This window comes from Candidatus Nealsonbacteria bacterium (assembly GCA_019923625.1).
GTDB lineage: Bacteria > Patescibacteriota > Minisyncoccia > Minisyncoccales > RBG-13-42-11 > JAHXGN01.
This window is the reverse complement of the sequence record JAHXGN010000013.1, coordinates 1-14,194: the sequence shown is the minus strand read 5'-3', so window position 1 is coordinate 14,194 and position 14,194 is coordinate 1. Positions and strand designations below refer to the sequence as shown.

Annotated in this window: 20 protein-coding genes and 6 tRNA genes; 1 reads left to right on the top strand and 25 read right to left on the bottom strand. The window is 37.5% G+C overall.

The genetic code is table 11. From position 1 onward, the window contains the following. From KY055_02185 to KY055_02175, 3 genes are all read right to left on the bottom strand, one after another. Positions 1-263: hypothetical protein (locus KY055_02185; protein MBZ1345417.1), on the bottom strand; the 263-nt coding region annotated here is incomplete at its 3' end. Positions 264-266: 3 nt separating this feature from the next. Further along, the gene (locus KY055_02180) at positions 267-821 is read right to left on the bottom strand and encodes an HDIG domain-containing protein (GenBank protein ID MBZ1345416.1); all 555 of its coding nucleotides are present in this window, start codon (positions 819-821) and stop codon (positions 267-269) included. 173 nt (positions 822-994) lie between these two features. After that, a tRNA-Val gene (locus KY055_02175) sits at positions 995-1,070 on the bottom strand. A 204-nt stretch (positions 1,071-1,274) separates the two neighbouring features. Between KY055_02175 and KY055_02170 the strand changes: the two genes are divergently transcribed. Beyond that, positions 1,275-2,333, top strand: coding sequence for a hypothetical protein (locus tag KY055_02170; protein MBZ1345415.1), 1,059 nt, complete (start codon positions 1,275-1,277; stop codon positions 2,331-2,333). Positions 2,334-2,338: 5 nt separating this feature from the next. On the opposite strand, the gene rplL is transcribed toward KY055_02170, so the two are convergent. From rplL to rpmF, 22 genes are all read right to left on the bottom strand, one after another. After that, a complete protein-coding gene (rplL, locus tag KY055_02165) occupies positions 2,339-2,776 on the bottom strand; it encodes a 50S ribosomal protein L7/L12 (protein MBZ1345414.1) in 438 nt (145 codons plus the stop codon). A gap of 51 nt (positions 2,777-2,827) precedes the next feature. Further along, positions 2,828-3,352, bottom strand: coding sequence for a 50S ribosomal protein L10 (rplJ, locus tag KY055_02160; GenBank protein MBZ1345413.1), 525 nt, complete (start codon positions 3,350-3,352; stop codon positions 2,828-2,830). 155 nt (positions 3,353-3,507) lie between these two features. After that, a complete protein-coding gene (locus KY055_02155; GenBank protein MBZ1345412.1) occupies positions 3,508-4,032 on the bottom strand; it encodes a DJ-1/PfpI family protein in 525 nt (174 codons plus the stop codon). 138 nt (positions 4,033-4,170) lie between these two features. Next, positions 4,171-5,130, bottom strand: coding sequence for an endolytic transglycosylase MltG (gene mltG / locus KY055_02150; protein MBZ1345411.1), 960 nt, complete (start codon positions 5,128-5,130; stop codon positions 4,171-4,173). 38 nt (positions 5,131-5,168) lie between these two features. Continuing rightward, positions 5,169-5,840 (bottom strand): protein-L-isoaspartate O-methyltransferase, encoded by a 672-nt coding sequence (pcm, locus tag KY055_02145; protein MBZ1345410.1) that lies wholly within the window; start codon positions 5,838-5,840, stop codon positions 5,169-5,171. A 130-nt stretch (positions 5,841-5,970) separates the two neighbouring features. Then, a complete protein-coding gene (locus tag KY055_02140; protein MBZ1345409.1) occupies positions 5,971-6,633 on the bottom strand; it encodes a peptide deformylase in 663 nt (220 codons plus the stop codon). A gap of 20 nt (positions 6,634-6,653) precedes the next feature. Beyond that, a tRNA-Trp gene (locus tag KY055_02135) sits at positions 6,654-6,725 on the bottom strand. 4 nt (positions 6,726-6,729) lie between these two features. Then, on the bottom strand, positions 6,730-6,897 hold the full coding sequence (rpmG, locus tag KY055_02130; protein ID MBZ1345408.1) for a 50S ribosomal protein L33: 168 nt from the start codon (positions 6,895-6,897) through the stop codon (positions 6,730-6,732). Between the two features lie 3 nt (positions 6,898-6,900). Continuing rightward, positions 6,901-6,973: transfer RNA gene (locus KY055_02125), tRNA-Thr, on the bottom strand. Between the two features lie 6 nt (positions 6,974-6,979). Beyond that, positions 6,980-7,061, bottom strand: a tRNA-Tyr gene (locus KY055_02120). A 31-nt stretch (positions 7,062-7,092) separates the two neighbouring features. Next, positions 7,093-7,800: a tRNA (guanosine(37)-N1)-methyltransferase TrmD gene (trmD, locus tag KY055_02115; protein MBZ1345407.1), complete on the bottom strand. Its 708-nt coding sequence runs from the start codon at positions 7,798-7,800 to the stop codon at positions 7,093-7,095. 182 nt (positions 7,801-7,982) lie between these two features. Continuing rightward, positions 7,983-8,300, bottom strand: coding sequence for a KH domain-containing protein (locus KY055_02110; protein MBZ1345406.1), 318 nt, complete (start codon positions 8,298-8,300; stop codon positions 7,983-7,985). A gap of 355 nt (positions 8,301-8,655) precedes the next feature. Further along, positions 8,656-9,333, bottom strand: a complete 678-nt coding sequence (locus tag KY055_02105; protein MBZ1345405.1) for a hypothetical protein — start codon at positions 9,331-9,333, stop codon at positions 8,656-8,658. A gap of 250 nt (positions 9,334-9,583) precedes the next feature. Further along, positions 9,584-9,799 carry a hypothetical protein gene (locus KY055_02100; protein MBZ1345404.1) on the bottom strand — a complete coding sequence of 72 codons (216 nt, stop codon included), beginning with the start codon at positions 9,797-9,799 and terminating at the stop codon, positions 9,584-9,586. Between the two features lie 126 nt (positions 9,800-9,925). After that, positions 9,926-11,104 carry a hypothetical protein gene (locus KY055_02095; protein MBZ1345403.1) on the bottom strand — a complete coding sequence of 393 codons (1,179 nt, stop codon included), beginning with the start codon at positions 11,102-11,104 and terminating at the stop codon, positions 9,926-9,928. Beyond that, complete coding sequence (locus tag KY055_02090; GenBank protein ID MBZ1345402.1) at positions 11,098-11,421, bottom strand: hypothetical protein; 324 nt, start codon at positions 11,419-11,421, stop codon at positions 11,098-11,100. Before KY055_02090 ends, KY055_02095 begins: the two co-directional genes overlap by 7 nt. Positions 11,422-11,552: 131 nt before the next feature. Continuing rightward, positions 11,553-11,627, bottom strand: a tRNA-Ala gene (locus KY055_02085). Between the two features lie 85 nt (positions 11,628-11,712). After that, positions 11,713-11,784 (bottom strand) — tRNA-Ile (locus KY055_02080). Positions 11,785-11,886: 102 nt separating this feature from the next. Further along, positions 11,887-12,204, bottom strand: coding sequence for a 30S ribosomal protein S16 (gene rpsP / locus KY055_02075; GenBank protein ID MBZ1345401.1), 318 nt, complete (start codon positions 12,202-12,204; stop codon positions 11,887-11,889). Between the two features lie 66 nt (positions 12,205-12,270). Further along, the gene (gene rnc, locus KY055_02070; protein MBZ1345400.1) at positions 12,271-12,960 is read right to left on the bottom strand and encodes a ribonuclease III; all 690 of its coding nucleotides are present in this window, start codon (positions 12,958-12,960) and stop codon (positions 12,271-12,273) included. Position 12,961: 1 nt separating this feature from the next. Continuing rightward, positions 12,962-13,387, bottom strand: a complete 426-nt coding sequence (gene nusB / locus KY055_02065) for a transcription antitermination factor NusB (GenBank protein MBZ1345399.1) — start codon at positions 13,385-13,387, stop codon at positions 12,962-12,964. A 65-nt stretch (positions 13,388-13,452) separates the two neighbouring features. Next, entirely contained in the window at positions 13,453-13,746 is a 294-nt protein-coding gene (gene rpmF, locus KY055_02060; protein MBZ1345398.1) for a 50S ribosomal protein L32, read from the bottom strand. Positions 13,747-14,194: the final 448 nt, after the last annotated feature.

Here is a 14,194-nt window from a genome sequence, read left to right as displayed (position 1 = left end):
GCGCTGATAATCTTAATTTTGGAATTTTTGATTTTGGATTTTGGATTTAATATTTGATACATTGTCCAAACTTCGTTAGGGTGTTTTTTGGTCCCGCTAATTTGCATAACGGCAATTGTGCCTTCGGCTATCCCCTCCTCTTTTCTATCGGGTTTCCGCAAAATCCGCAACACTCTTTTTTCCGAAAGCCGATATTGTCTCATTTTCATTTTGGAATGCTTTGTCCAAAAAATCTCTTTATCCTTAGGTAGTTTCAAAAACATATTTTATAGTCCTAAATCTTGGGAAATTCCCTGCATTGCTTCCAGGCCTATTTTGACAAAATCTCCCAAACTCAAATTTAAATATTCTTCAGATTTTTTTATGATTTCTCGATTGGCTCCTCGAGCAAAGGCTTTTTCTTTGAATCGGTTTAAAACATTTTCTGCTGTTAAGCCAGCCAACTTTTTGGAAGGTAAAACCAAGGCAGCAGCCACAATTAAACCAGTTAAAGGGTCGGTTACAAATAAAGCTTTTTCCATTAAGGTTTGAGCCGGAATGCCATGAGCTTCGTTGTGCGCCTTTACTGCCTGACAAATATCTTTTTCTAATCCTAAATCCTCAAGCATTTTGGCTCCAACCAAAGAATGCTGAGAAAGACCGCCTTCAGTTTTCTCATAATCAATGTCATGCAAAAGCCCAGTCAATCCCCATTTGTCTTCATCCTCATCGAATTTCTGAGCTAAAGCCCGCATTATGGCCTCAACAGCCAAACAATGCTTTACCAAATTTTTATTGGAAACATTCTGTTTTATTAAATTAAAAGCTTCTTCTCTACTTATATCGATTTTTGGCATTATTTTATCTCCTTTATTGCTTCATTTTTTGAGATTCTTGGCGGCGGCGAAAAAGAGTCAGCCCGGCGCGCAAGCGCGGCTTCGCCGAGCCCCGCCCATTTTACAATAGGCGGGATAAACTCCGCGAGGCGAACCAAAATCGCTTGCAAATTCCTTACTGGTGCACCCTGTAGGGTTCGAACCTACGACCTTACGGATGTGAACCGTACACTCTAACCACTGAGCTAAGGGTGCCTATTTCTAACGGGGTGAATAACACTCTAATCAACCGAGATAGACGCCCAAAAATCTCTAAATCGCTGGCCCGTTAGATAAAAATAGCAAATTTTGACAATACTGGCAACCAAAATAAAATTCTTAAAAACAAAAACGTTGCTGTTTTATACTTGTCTTTTCTGGAAAAAATCTTAAAATAAAAGAATAAGTCAGTTTAAGAACATGCAAGTTTTTGAGTTTCATTTCAATCCAAAAATTAAGGGAGATTTAATTTTTGACAGTTTTTGTTATGAACCGGAAAATATTTATGAAAAAAGGTTGGGCAGCTTATATATTGTCGGAGAGTTGAAAAATGTTCTGCCGAATGATTTAAATTTTTTAGAAAAAATTTCTCAATTTATTAAAACAAGATATTACAATTATTATTTAAAAACTCCGGAAGAAGCTCTTAGGGAGTGCTTAAAGGGTTTAAATGAATTTTTAACCAGAGAGGTGAAAAAAGAAAATGTTAACTGGTTGGGCAATTTAAAATTAGCCGTTGTTTCTCTTTGCCCGAGTCAAAAAAGCGGCGACGGATATTTAAATTTCAGTAAAATCGGCGATATTAAAATTTTTTTACTCAGGGGTGGAAAAATTAATGAAATCAGCAAAGGTATTGATTTTCAGGAAATTGAGCCCTACCCTTTAAAAATTTTTAGCAATATTGTTTCAGGAAAATTAATAGAAGAAGACCTTCTTTTGATTTTAACTCAAGAAGTATCTTCTTTTTTTGTTGAAAAATGGCGCATAAACACAAGCCATAATCAAAAAACAAAAAAAAATAAAGACCTTGTTTTTTCGGAGACCTTGTTGGAAAAAATTGCCAAAATAATTCCCTTTAAAGAAAAGGGGTTGAAAGAGATTTTAAAAACAAGAGAAAAAGAGTTTTTAAAAATTTCCGGAATTTGTCTTTTGATTCATTTTTCAAAAAAAGAAGAATTAAAAGAGTTTTTTGCTTTTAGAGAAAAACCAAAAGAAGTTTCTTTATCCAAATTTCTTTTGTTTTTAAAAGACAAACTGGTAAAAATTAATGGATTTTTAAAAAGAAAATTATCTCGGACTATTCTGGTTTTTAGCCAAAAAACGGTTTTTCCAAAAATGGGTCTAAATCTGCGCCTATTTCCTAAAACCCTAAAGGTGTTGTTTCAAGTCAAAATTCCTTCAAATTTAAAAAGAAGCTTGGTTTTAATTTTAATTTTAATTTTATTTCTTTTGGTTGGTTTTCTAATTTTTAGATTATAGCTGTCTTATTTCAACTCTATTTTGGCGCCGGCTGTCTCAAATTTCTTCTTCAAGTCCTCGGCTTCTTCTTTTTTGACGTTTTCTTTGACAACCTGCGGACCGCTCGCTGCGGCATCAACCAAATCTTTGGCTTCTTTTAACCCCTTTTGCGTAATATCCCTAACTACCTTAATCACCTCAATTTTTTTATCGCCAACAACCGTCAAAACAACATTAAAAACGTTCTTTTCTTCAGCTGCTGGTGCGGCAGCCGGGGTGGCGGTTGAAGCAGCTACCATTTGAGGGGCGGCCGAAACTCCAAATTTCTTCTCCAAAACCTTGACCAATTCAGCCAAATCCAAAACAGAAAGTTTCTCTATTTCTTCAACTAATTTTTTAAATTTCTCCGGAACTTTTACTTTTTCCTCTTTTTCTATTTTTTTTGTTTCTTTTTCTTCTACCATTTTACTACTAACACATATACGGCGATTGCCTTATTTGTATTAGTTTGATTTTTATTTGGTGACCTTTATTTGTGATAAAATGTAGACAAAATTTCTTAGATTGCCAAATAATACATTTACAAAATTTGATAGTGGGGCAGAAATACTTCCAAGCAATTTTGTCAACAATTCTTCCCTGGTTGGCAATTGAGCCAAAGCAAACACTTCCTCTGAATTCCAAAATTTATTTTCTATTAATCCTCCCAAAATTTTCAAATTGGGATTTTCTTGAGAAAACTGCCAGCTTATTTTGGCCGGGATTATTTCATTTTGATAACCAAAAATTAAGGCAATTTCCCCTTTTAATTTTTTAACATCAATAATTTTTTCCAATCCCTTATTTTTAAAAGATAAGTCTAATAAGGTTTTTTTAGCCACTTTTAATTCATTGCCGGTTTCTTTTATTTTTTTTCTCAAACTTAAAATGTCTTTTACTTTCAAGCCGGAAAAATTGACAAAAATCATTGCTTTTTGTCTGGCAATTTTATCTTTTAAGTCCGCGATAATTTTTTGTTTTTGCGTTTTAGTTAAAGCCATGTTCCTTCGCCCTTCGGGCTCAGTCAAGTTAAAAGTGAAAAGTGAAAAGTGAAAAAATAATGTCTGCTACCGCAGACATGCTAAAATTACTCTACCTCAAGAGGGCTTACAAACTGCCTCTTGTCTACGGCAATATATTTTAATTTAGCAAATTCTTATTCCTTTGTCAATACTTCAACAATAGTTTGGCCAAATTCTCTGACGGCGGCCGGACCATTGGCCGTAATGATTTTTCCATCAACCACTACCGGTTTATTTTGATAAATTGTACCATTTTCCTCTAAAATCTTAACCGGGCTTTTGTCCATTGGGCTTGACCAAACAGTTGCCTTCTTGCCTTTCAAAATTCCAGCTTTAGCTAAAATTACCGGGCTAATACAAATCGAAGCTAAAATCTTATCCTGGGAAACCGCTTCCTTGGCCACTTTATAAGAATTTTCATTATCAAGATATTTAAGGCACCCCGGTCCGCCAACAAAAATTACGGCATCAAACTCTGTTAGATTGATTTCTGAAACCAAAAAGTCAACTTCGGTATCCCCGCCATCAGCCCCAATGGCAGTTCCTTTTTTGGTCGAAGAGAAAAATCTCTTCTCCCCCTTCGTCCGCCGACTGGCGGGCTCGGAATTAGAAGCGGTTTTTATTTCAGCGCCCGCTCCTTCCAAAATCTCCTTTGGCACAAAATATTCGGCATCCCGAAAATCCCGAAAAGCAATAACCATTTACCCCGTAGGAAGCCGAAGGTTTTCCTTCGGGGCCTTGTAAGTTTGGCATTTTTGACTATTCAAAATACTTTGCCTTGGCTATGTTATGTTCTTCTAAGGTTTTGCTGAAAATAGTTTCTCCTTCCGGAGTGGATAAATAATACCAGTATTGGCTGCTTTTCTTTCAAGCCCGGGGTTAGAAATTGGGCCAAGAGGCAACCCCCTATATTTATAAGTATTATAAGGTGAATCAATGTCTCTTCCTAAAGCAATCTCTCTTCTCATTTCATCAAATGTCCAATTTTCTCTTCCTAAAATATAAGCTATTGTCGCGTCAACCTGTAAGGGCATACCAATTTTCAATCTCTTCCACAAAATTCCTGAAACCAGTTTTTTATCCTCTTTTTTTCTGACCTCTCTTTCAATCATAGAAGCCATAGTTACTATTTCAAAAATTGTTCTGTTTTGCCTTTTAATTTCTTCCCTTAAATCAGGAGTTAACCTCCTGCCAAAATTATTCAACATTCTTTTAATAATATTTTCCAAACCTTCGTTTTTTCTTATCTCATAAGTATCAGGAAAAAGATAACCTTCTAATCCCAGATTTTCCGGCTTGTCTTTTAAAAAATCAAAATCGTTTGAAAAATCTTTCATTGCCATCTGCCAAACTTCTTCTACCCGAAACATTCCTTTGTTCTCAAAATAAAAACCAATATCTCTTAGGCTCCAGCCCTCAATTATGGTAATTCTTTCTTTTATGACATCTCCCCTAAAAAGCTTGTCCGCTATTTGGGGAATGTTCATTGAGGGAGATAATATGTATTCTCCAGATTTAAGACCTCCGGCAATTCCTTTAACTAAAACATAGGCCATGAATGCCGGCGCCCATCTTATCAGATTTTCCTTTTCCAAATTGAAAGCAATTTCTTTTAACCCCCCTCCTTTTTCTACGCTAAAAATCACTTCTTTTTTGATTAAGGGTTCTGCCGGCAGAAAAACCAGCCAGAAAGAAGTGGCAACAATTAAAATTATAATTAAAGCTATTATGATAATAAAAAATAAACGCTTTTCCATATTTTTACCCTGTTAGAAAAAGTCATTGTCAGCCGGGTTTACTTTTCAATAAGAGGGACAAAAACAAACCCAGGATATTCAATCTCTTCAAATTCTTTTTCTGTTTTTTTAATAAAAAGCCAAATGGAAGTGCCAATTGGAGTCACAATTCTGCCGCCAATTTTTAATTGTTCTTTCCAAGCCGAGGGTAATTTTTCAGCTGAGGCCGAGACCAAAATTTTATCATATGGCGCTTCTTTCTGATAACCCTTGGAACCGTCAGCGCAAATTAATTCTACAGTCCCCTTCTCTATCCCCGCACCAGAACCTTCGGTTCGGTACGGGGCAAGAAAATTATATTTAGTAACATTCTTTCTGCCAAATTCCACAAGTTCGGGCACAATATCAATGGCTATCACTTTTCCCTGCCTGCCGGCAGGCAGGTCTTTTTCTCCAACAATCTCCCCAAGGAGAGCGCTCGTCCAACCCGAACCCGAACCAATGTCTAAAATTTTCTCTCCCGGTTGTGGCTGGAGTTGTTCTAACATAAAAACCACTACCAGAGGTTGAGAAATTGTCTGACCAAATCCGATTGGAAGCGCTTCATTCAACTCTGCCAAATCCTTCATTTCTTCAGGCAAAAAATCCACCCTTTTAATTTTTTTAAATGCCTCAATTATCCTCGGTGTCTTCAGCCATCCTTCTTTAATTAAAGAATCAATTAAAGCCATTTTAAAAAACCATACTACTTAATTTGCCATGGCTCCTTAAGTGGTATAATTGGAGATTAATTGTTTCAATCTTTTTCGGATTTTTAATTTTTGCCAAAAACTCAACCGGTCAACCACGTTAGAGTCGCCATTATTTCTTGCTTCTCAAATAAAATTTAAGTAATTCCCATATTCTACGCCCGACTCTAACGTGGTCAATAAATAAAATTCCGTCTAAGTGGTCTATTTCATGTTGAAAAACTCTGGCCGGCAAACCCTCGGTTTTTATTTTAATTTTTTCTCCTCTCTCATTTAAGCCCTCAATTTCTACTTCTTTTGCCCTTTTTATTTTTAAAAATAATTTAGGAAAACTTAAACAACCTTCTTCGTCTGTTATGGTTTCTCTGCTTTTTTTTATTATTTTAGGGTTGAAGAGAGCAAGCCCTCTTCTCCCCCTTTCGCTGGCGCTCGGGAGGTCGAAGAAAGCAAACTTTCTTCTCCCCCCTTCGCTGGCGCTCGGGAGGTCGAAGAAAGCAAACTTTCTTCTCCCCCCTTCGCTGTGGCTCGGGAGGTTGATTAAAGCTTGAGGTTTTTGGGCAACTATTTCTTCTGGAGACCGCTTTTCTAACAGGTGAACTACAATTATTCTTTTTAACTGGCCAACCTGGGGGGCAGCCAAGCCTATTCCCTGATTGGCAATCATTGTTTCTAACATATCAAGAGTAAGTTTTTTTATTTCTTCTGTCACCTTTTCAACTTCCTGGCATTTTTTCCGCAAAACAGGGTCAGGATATTTCTTGATGGATAAAATCATAATAATAAAAATTTTCTGGGCGGGGACGCCAGGATTCGAACCTGGAACGGAAATTTTGGAGATTTCTATGATAGCCATTTCACCACGCCCCCAATTTTACTTTTTCGCTTCTTTGTGCACCGTATGCTTTCTACACCACTTGCAGAATTTTTTCAATTCTAACTTTTTCTCACCAGTTTTTTGTCTTGATTTGTGAGTATGGTAATTAATTCTTTTACACTCTTTGCACTGAAGTTTTATAAATGGTTTCTTTTTTACTGCCATATGAGCCTGAGGCCGGGATTGAACCGGCGACCTACACATTACCAATGTGTTGCTCTGCCAACTGAGCTACCCAGGCATTTTGTGGGTGCGGCAGGAATTGCACCTGCGAAGCCCGAAGGCGTCAGATTTACAGTCTGATGGAATAGCTACTCTCCCACGCACCCTTTCTTATCTTACAATTTTACTATAAAAATATTATTTTTTCAACCTTCGGTTGACCGGCAGAAGGCCGGCAATGATTTTTCTGTGTTTTTTTCGCCATTCGGCGATTTTTTTGTGGTGGCCGGACACTAAAACTTTTGGCGCTCGCCACCTTACTCCTTTTTTTGGAGAAAAAACTTCTGGCCGGGTGTATTGAGGATATTCAATAAATCCTTTCTCTTTGGTAATTCTTTCTTTTAATAGTTCTGGCTTTCCTAAAACGCCGGGAATTAATCTGGCCACTGTTTCCATTACTACCATAGCCGGAAGCTCGCCTCCCATTAAATCATAATCGCCGATTGATAATTCAATGTCAGCAATATATTTTGCCACCCTCTCATCCACCCCTTCGTATCTGCCGCAGATAAAAATTATTCTATTCAATTTAGAAAGTTTGTATGCTAGTTTTTGATTAAATTTCTTCCCCCTCGGCGTAAAAAGAATAATTTTTCGCTTTTCGTTTTTCGCTTTTCGCTTTTTCAAAGCTGTTACAGCTTTGAAAATTGGTTCAATCTTCAATACCATTCCCAGCCCTCCCCCATAAGGCCTGTCATCGACTGTCCGGTGGACGTCGGATGTCCACTTCCTTAAATCGTGGATTTTAATTTCAATTAAGCCCTTTTCTTGGGCTTTTTTAATAAATGACTCTTTTAAAAAGGAATTAAAAATTTGAGGAAATATAGTAACAACGTCAAAAGTCATATTAATATATTCAATGGTCAATGAGATTTACCCCCTCGGGGCTTGCCCTTATCTCCCTTCTTTGCTACGTTCGGGTGGTCAAAAAAGATAAAAACCGCGCTATCAGTAATATAATAGCCCGGTTTTTATTTAGAGTAAACCCTGTTAGAAACGGTATTTCTAATACGGCTTACAATTTCGATTTATAATTTCAGTTCTTCGAGCTCTTCGGCTGAAGTTTTTCTTCCTTGTTCGGGTCTGCCGCCCTCCGGTTCTTCGATTTTTAAATTTACCCTGGCATGATTTCTCAAGCCAATAATTCGAACCAGACTTCTGATAGCTCTGGCAGTAGCCCCCCCTCTTCCAATAATCTGACCCATATCGTTGGGGTTCACTTTCAAAGAAAGCAAAACCCCCATTTCATCAACTTTTCTATCAACTTTGACGTCTGTTGGGTTATCAACCAGGGCTTTGATTAAGTATTCAAGAAAGTCCTGATCAGCTATTTTTTTCTCAACCATAATTCTTTCTGAGTTCAATGAATCTTTGATTCATATAACTTTTCAATGTTCACGAATTAAAAATTCATTTCACTTTTCAATGTTTCAATATTTTCAATATTTGATAATCGCTAATAATTAATCTTTGCAGTAGCGCCGACCCTCTTATTCCTTGTTTCTTTCGGAAACTCGGTATCTGAATTGCTACTATTCTGAATTATTACTATATTAAATTCTAATTTATTTCCAAAACTTGTCAACCCCCGCCCATATTTTTGTAAAAACTTGTAGTAATAGATGGTCAAAGCCGACAGGCCTTTCGGTAATTACAAACTTTGACTGAAATATGGGCGGGGTTGACTTGCTGATACTAAAACTATTTTTTTAATTTCTTTCTTAAATCCTCAAGAATTTCAGCTGCCACTTCTTTCCCTCCTAATCCAAAGGCAATACCAACTGAAATGACCAAAACAGCCACCAAGCCGGTAAATAAGGTCTGGACCAAATCTGCGCCTATTCCTAACTGGACCAGGACTATTGAAATGGCAAAAATCCAAATTGACCACTTAATAATCGCGCCGATTATAGAACCGTAGCCCACCTTGATTGACTCAACCGATGCCCTGACTACTTTCTCTAGAATATCCGCTAAAATGATAGCAACCACGAAAATAAGGGCAGCCACCAGCACATTAGGCAGATAAGCTAAAATCTCTCTTAAAAGTCCGGCAAACTCTTTCAGTCCTAATACTTCTACTGCTGCTGATAAAAAAACAATCGCCAAAATCCATTTACAAATTGCTCCAATAAATCCTGAGGCGTCAATTTTAAGTTCTGCTTTTTCTAAAGCTTCTTTCCAGTTTCCTCTTTCAAAGACCCGATTAAATTTTATTCGCTTTAAAATCTCGCTTATCAATTTTCCAATCCCAACAGCAATAAACCAACCAATGATAAAAATAACTAATGCCCCAACAAGGTTGGGAATAAAAATCAAGAATCCCTGCCAAAGACCTTGAAGGGCTCTAAGGGTTACTGAATACCAATCTAAAGTCATAAAATATAATCCGAATATCATCCGAATCGTATCCGAATGCCACGAATTATTCGGAGCATTTGGATTTCATTCGTAGATTCGGATTAAGTTTGCTTCGGCAAATTCGACCTTTACAAGTTGTTTCATTAATTCTAACAAAATTAAAAAAATTTACCCTGTGGATAACCCAACCAATAAATACAGCTGGAGACAGGCTCTCTGTTAAATATTTTATCAAATTTACTAAGTTTATCAAATCAAAGTAAGGGCGCTATTTTTTCAATACTGCTTTTATTATTGGAATGTGTAGTATTAATGATACTAAAATTAACATCCAGCCATATAGTAGCCAATTATGCTCTGGTAAATAACTAACTAAAAGAATCCCCAATCCAATACCGCCTATGCCTTTACCGAGCATTGTAATCCAAACCGCACGCGCATTTTTCTCTACACATTTTTCAAAATCTCCAAAAAACCAAGGCATATTTATTACCTCCTTAATACTAATGTTTCTTAATACTAATGTTTCGACTTTGTATATTTTATCATTTCGGAATCTAAAAATGGAAAATATAAAAGAGGTAATGACGGGGTGGAATGAGCTCAAGTTTTAATCCTGTTCTTCTGCTTCTTCTTGTCCTACTTCTTCTGTTGCGTCTTGGTTTTGTTCTTCCTGTTCTTTTATAGCTTCCTCTTGCTTTTCTCTTTCTTCTTCAGGTTTTTCTATTAATTCTTCTTCTGCCTCTTGTATTGCTTTTTCAGCTTCTTCTTTCAATTCTTTTTCTTCCCTCAAACCGTCTATTGCGTCATCAATGTTTTCAAGTGTGGCTTCGGCCTGTTTGGCAAGTTGTTTTGCTTCTGCAAAATTCCCTGCGGCCAGAGCTGATTTTGCCTGAGCGAGAAAATCATCAAACTTGCCAAATGCCTCGGCGGGAACGGTAATACCTTCTTCCGCTGCTTCATCTACTAATTCTTGCTTTTCCTCCTCTGCTTCTCTTATGCTTTTTTCAGCAGCTTCTTTGATATCCATTTGCTCCTCCAGCACATCCGAAAGGTCGCTGAAATCGTCATCAACATCTTCTTTTAAGTCATCCAGAATGTCTAAGAGGTGTTCCGACTCGCTCTCTAATGTAATATCAATGTCATAGTTTATGGCTGTCATACCGATTTCTGGACTGTTCTGGGTCGCGCTGATTGTAACCGAGGCCTCCGGGAACAATGTTTCTCCCATAACATCCACCGCTCCGTATGTTTTCTCAAAGGTGATGTCAAGAGAGTCGTCGTCCAAAACCACATCGCCGCTTTCCCATTCGTTGACAACGCCGCGCTCAAGAATCCTGTCCCGTAAAACCGCCAAGTCCTTCAGTTGCGGCGACTCTGCTCTGTATGTAGCAGAGTATGTGTCGTCGTCTATGTCAACATTAACCTCGTCCTCAATAATACTGAATCCTTCAAGGGGTCGGCCAATCTCCTGGTCAATGGCGGCCGCGACTGTCCGAAGCACCTCTTCCATTGCCTGCGCAAAAGCCGGTTCCGCAAATCTTTGCTCAAGCGCTTGTTCCGCAAGTCCTGCGGCTTTCTCTAACTTCTCTTCTGATTCTTCAAAAACATTCTCAAGATGCTGATTGACAAATCCAAAACCAGTATCCACCCCTATGGCCAACCCGGCAACATTTCTTCCTCTTTGTTCTAATCTTTGAATAATTTCGGTCGCTCTCTTCATATGACCCTGAAGCCTGCTAAAACCGATATTCAATCCTCTGAGCTTAATTTCTTCTTCAGCTAACACTTCATATGACCCTGAAGCCTGCTAAAACCGATATTCAATCCTCTGAGCTTAATTTCTTCTTCAGCCAACATTGCTTTTATTTCAGCAACGCGCTCAAGAGCTCTTCCTACTTGAAGTTTCGCTTTTGCTTCAGTATTGAAAGTCAGAAACTCGCCGATAGCTTCATTGACGCGTTCCAGAAAGTAAAACGGGCTGTTTGGCGTAAGCCCGGCGCCCGGCAATTCTGGCAGCGGGTCTTGTATTTGCGCTTGCGTTGAAACTTGCGTAAATAGAAGTCCAACGAAAAGCAAGCTAATGACAATAATTTTTTTGCTCATATAATTTTTTCTTTGAGGAGAGTATATTATGGATTCAACCTTTCACATCCACATTTATTTTATCATTATACTGCACCTCCGGCAAGGATCAAATTAAACCTCGAATCTTTAGCGAGGCGGCTAATTCAATCTGGTGGACCGTGCCAGATTTGAACTGGCGACTTCCGCATTGCAAATGCGACGTTCTGCCACTGAACTAACGGCCCATAAAATTTTTAGCGCCAGTTTGCAAATGAGATGTTCTGCTGCTGAACCACAGACCTACCTTTATTTTCGCTTCACGAAAACTGATGGGTGAGGGAGGGATTGAACCTCCGACCTCTGCTTTATCAGAGCAGCGTTCTGCCACTGAACTACTCACCCAAAATATATGTTAGACACCGAGTGTCTAACATGCACGGGTTTCACCCGTGTATTTTACTTAAATAAGATTTCGGCTACCTACTTAAACCGTTTGACAGGTGTTTACCGGGGTTCAACCCCGATTCCCTTGCCAGGCGCTGCTTTATTAATTTTTGGTTTTTTGTGAGCTGGAATTTTTTTCCCCTCAATAACCTTTTCTGATACTAATAAATTAAAAACTGTTGGAGAAGGTTTTGCTCCAACTGAAATCCAGTATTTAATCCTCTCCCCTTTTAAAACTTTCTCTTTGGTCAAAGGATTGTAAAAACCAACTTCCTCAATAAATCTGCCTGCCTTTGGAGGATTTTTTTTATCGGTAACCACTATTTTAAAAGATGGTTGATTTTTTTTACCAACTCTAAATAAACGAATAACTAACATACCGTATGACTTATGACTATGACCTTTGACTATGACTCGTTGTCATCGTCATGGTCATTGTCATTGTCACCAATTTTTTATCTCTAATGCCTGTTTGGCCGCTTCTTCTTCGGCCTCCTGTTTTGAAAAACCATTGCCTTTAGCCACCAATTCTTCGCCCAAAAAAACTCCGACAATAAAATGTTTGGCATGGTCAGGACCCTGTTCTTCTAAGACCTTATAAAGCGGGGTATTTCCCGCTCTTTCTTGGGCTTCTTCCTGAAAACAGGATTTGGCATCTTTAAAAAGACCTTTTTCAATAATTCTGGGCAACTCTTTGATTAAATTTTTTTCAATAAAATTCCGGACAATTTTATATCCCTGGTCAAGATAAACCGCCCCGATAAAGGACTCAAATACATTGGCTAAAATATATTGCCTGGCTTTTCCTTCTTCTTTTATTTCTCCCCGAGAGAGTAATAAAAAATCGTTAAAATCCAATTCTCTGGCAATTTCGGTTAAAATTTTAGCATTAACCAGGGCGGCTCGCCAATTAGTTAATTCGCCTTCTGATTTTTTGGGATATTTTTGATAAAGATATTCGGTGACCACTAACTCTAAAACCGCATCGCCCAAAAACTCCAATCTTTCATTATGGGATAAATAAAAACCAGGGTTTTCATTCAAATAAGAACGGTGGCAAAAGGCCTGAATTAATAAGTCGTTATTTTTGAACTTCAGGCCTAATTTTTTTTCCAGAGACGAAAAATTCTTCATTTCATTTTGTTTTCTCTATTTCTCTATAAACGGTTCCCAGAACCCCATTGATAAATTTACCCGAGCTTTCGCCGCCAAAGGATTTGGCTAATTCAATGGCTTCGTTTATGGCTACTTTGGGAGGAACTTTTTCTTTTCTTTCAAACAATAATTCATAAAGACCGATTCTTAAGACATTTCTATCAACAATACTGATTTGGTTAATCGGCCATTGAGGAGCGGCTGTGGCAATGATTTTATCAATTTCAGAAAGATGTTTTATAAAACCATTAACTAATTGCCAAATAAATTTTTGGTCTTTTAGGTTGGGGCCGAATTCTTGAATATTTTTCTCAATAATTTTAATCAAGCTCCTTTTTCTGTCATAAAAATCCCATTCATAAAGCGATTGCATTACAATGCTTCTTGATAGATGCCTGCTTGACATTTTAATTATTTGATTATTTGACTATTTGACTTGTCAATTTGTCAAATGGTCAATTAGTCAAATGGTTACTTCCTTGATAGTTCTTCTAAGGTTAAGGGCTTCTCCTTGCCCTCTTTTTTCTCGGCTGCCTCTTGGGCCTTCATTTCTTTTTCTCTCATTTTTCTTTCTTTTTTAGTTAATTTTTTCAAAACATCAACCACCTCAATACCTTTGTAATAACCGCACCAGGAACAAACGATATGGGATTTTATCGGTTTTTTGCATTTCGGGCATTGACTCAAAGCCGGCGTCTTTAAATAAAGATGCATCCTTCTTTTATTTCTTCTTGATTTGGTATGTCTTTGTTTTGGAACAGACATGCTTCTTCGCTTCGCTCAGTCAAATTAAAAATTTAAAACTCAAAACTAAAAATTACTGACGAAGCGTATTCTTAATACTAATAAATAAACAAAAAACTTTCAATAGTTTTTAGTTTCGGGCAAATAGGGGTAAATAGGGTCAACTCTATTTTTCTCTCTTTATAAAATTATTGGGGTAAATTGTTAAAGAAAAATAGAGTTGACCCCATTATTTTACTTCTTGTAATTTTGTTGACTTTTTCTACGCCTGTCGTAAAATTCAACATATTGTTCAAACTGTTCAACGTTGTAAGTTGAACATTGTAAGTTGAACATTGTTTATTTTTCAGCTAATTTGGCTCATGTTAGATACTCGGTGTCTAATATGTCATAGCTTAGATACGTTATAAGATACACGGGTTTCACCCGTGTATCTTATGTTATGTAGATGCGGAAATGTAGATGTCGG

Coding starts and splice junctions, on each gene's coding strand:
- KY055_02170 (MBZ1345415.1), top strand. CDS start 1,275: ATGCAAGTTTTTGAGTTTCATTTCAATCCAAAAATTAAGGGAGATTTA.
- rplL (MBZ1345414.1), bottom strand. CDS start 2,776: ATGGTAGAAGAAAAAGAAACAAAAAAAATAGAAAAAGAGGAAAAAGTA.
- rplJ (MBZ1345413.1), bottom strand. CDS start 3,352: ATGGCTTTAACTAAAACGCAAAAACAAAAAATTATCGCGGACTTAAAA.
- mltG (MBZ1345411.1), bottom strand. CDS start 5,130: ATGGAAAAGCGTTTATTTTTTATTATCATAATAGCTTTAATTATAATT.
- pcm (MBZ1345410.1), bottom strand. CDS start 5,840: ATGGCTTTAATTGATTCTTTAATTAAAGAAGGATGGCTGAAGACACCG.
- KY055_02140 (MBZ1345409.1), bottom strand. CDS start 6,633: ATGATTTTATCCATCAAGAAATATCCTGACCCTGTTTTGCGGAAAAAA.
- rpmG (MBZ1345408.1), bottom strand. CDS start 6,897: ATGGCAGTAAAAAAGAAACCATTTATAAAACTTCAGTGCAAAGAGTGT.
- trmD (MBZ1345407.1), bottom strand. CDS start 7,800: ATGACTTTTGACGTTGTTACTATATTTCCTCAAATTTTTAATTCCTTT.
- KY055_02110 (MBZ1345406.1), bottom strand. CDS start 8,300: ATGGTTGAGAAAAAAATAGCTGATCAGGACTTTCTTGAATACTTAATC.
- KY055_02105 (MBZ1345405.1), bottom strand. CDS start 9,333: ATGACTTTAGATTGGTATTCAGTAACCCTTAGAGCCCTTCAAGGTCTT.
- KY055_02100 (MBZ1345404.1), bottom strand. CDS start 9,799: ATGCCTTGGTTTTTTGGAGATTTTGAAAAATGTGTAGAGAAAAATGCG.
- KY055_02090 (MBZ1345402.1), bottom strand. CDS start 11,421: ATGAGCAAAAAAATTATTGTCATTAGCTTGCTTTTCGTTGGACTTCTA.
- rpsP (MBZ1345401.1), bottom strand. CDS start 12,204: ATGTTAGTTATTCGTTTATTTAGAGTTGGTAAAAAAAATCAACCATCT.
- rnc (MBZ1345400.1), bottom strand. CDS start 12,960: ATGAAGAATTTTTCGTCTCTGGAAAAAAAATTAGGCCTGAAGTTCAAA.
- nusB (MBZ1345399.1), bottom strand. CDS start 13,387: ATGTCAAGCAGGCATCTATCAAGAAGCATTGTAATGCAATCGCTTTAT.
- rpmF (MBZ1345398.1), bottom strand. CDS start 13,746: ATGTCTGTTCCAAAACAAAGACATACCAAATCAAGAAGAAATAAAAGA.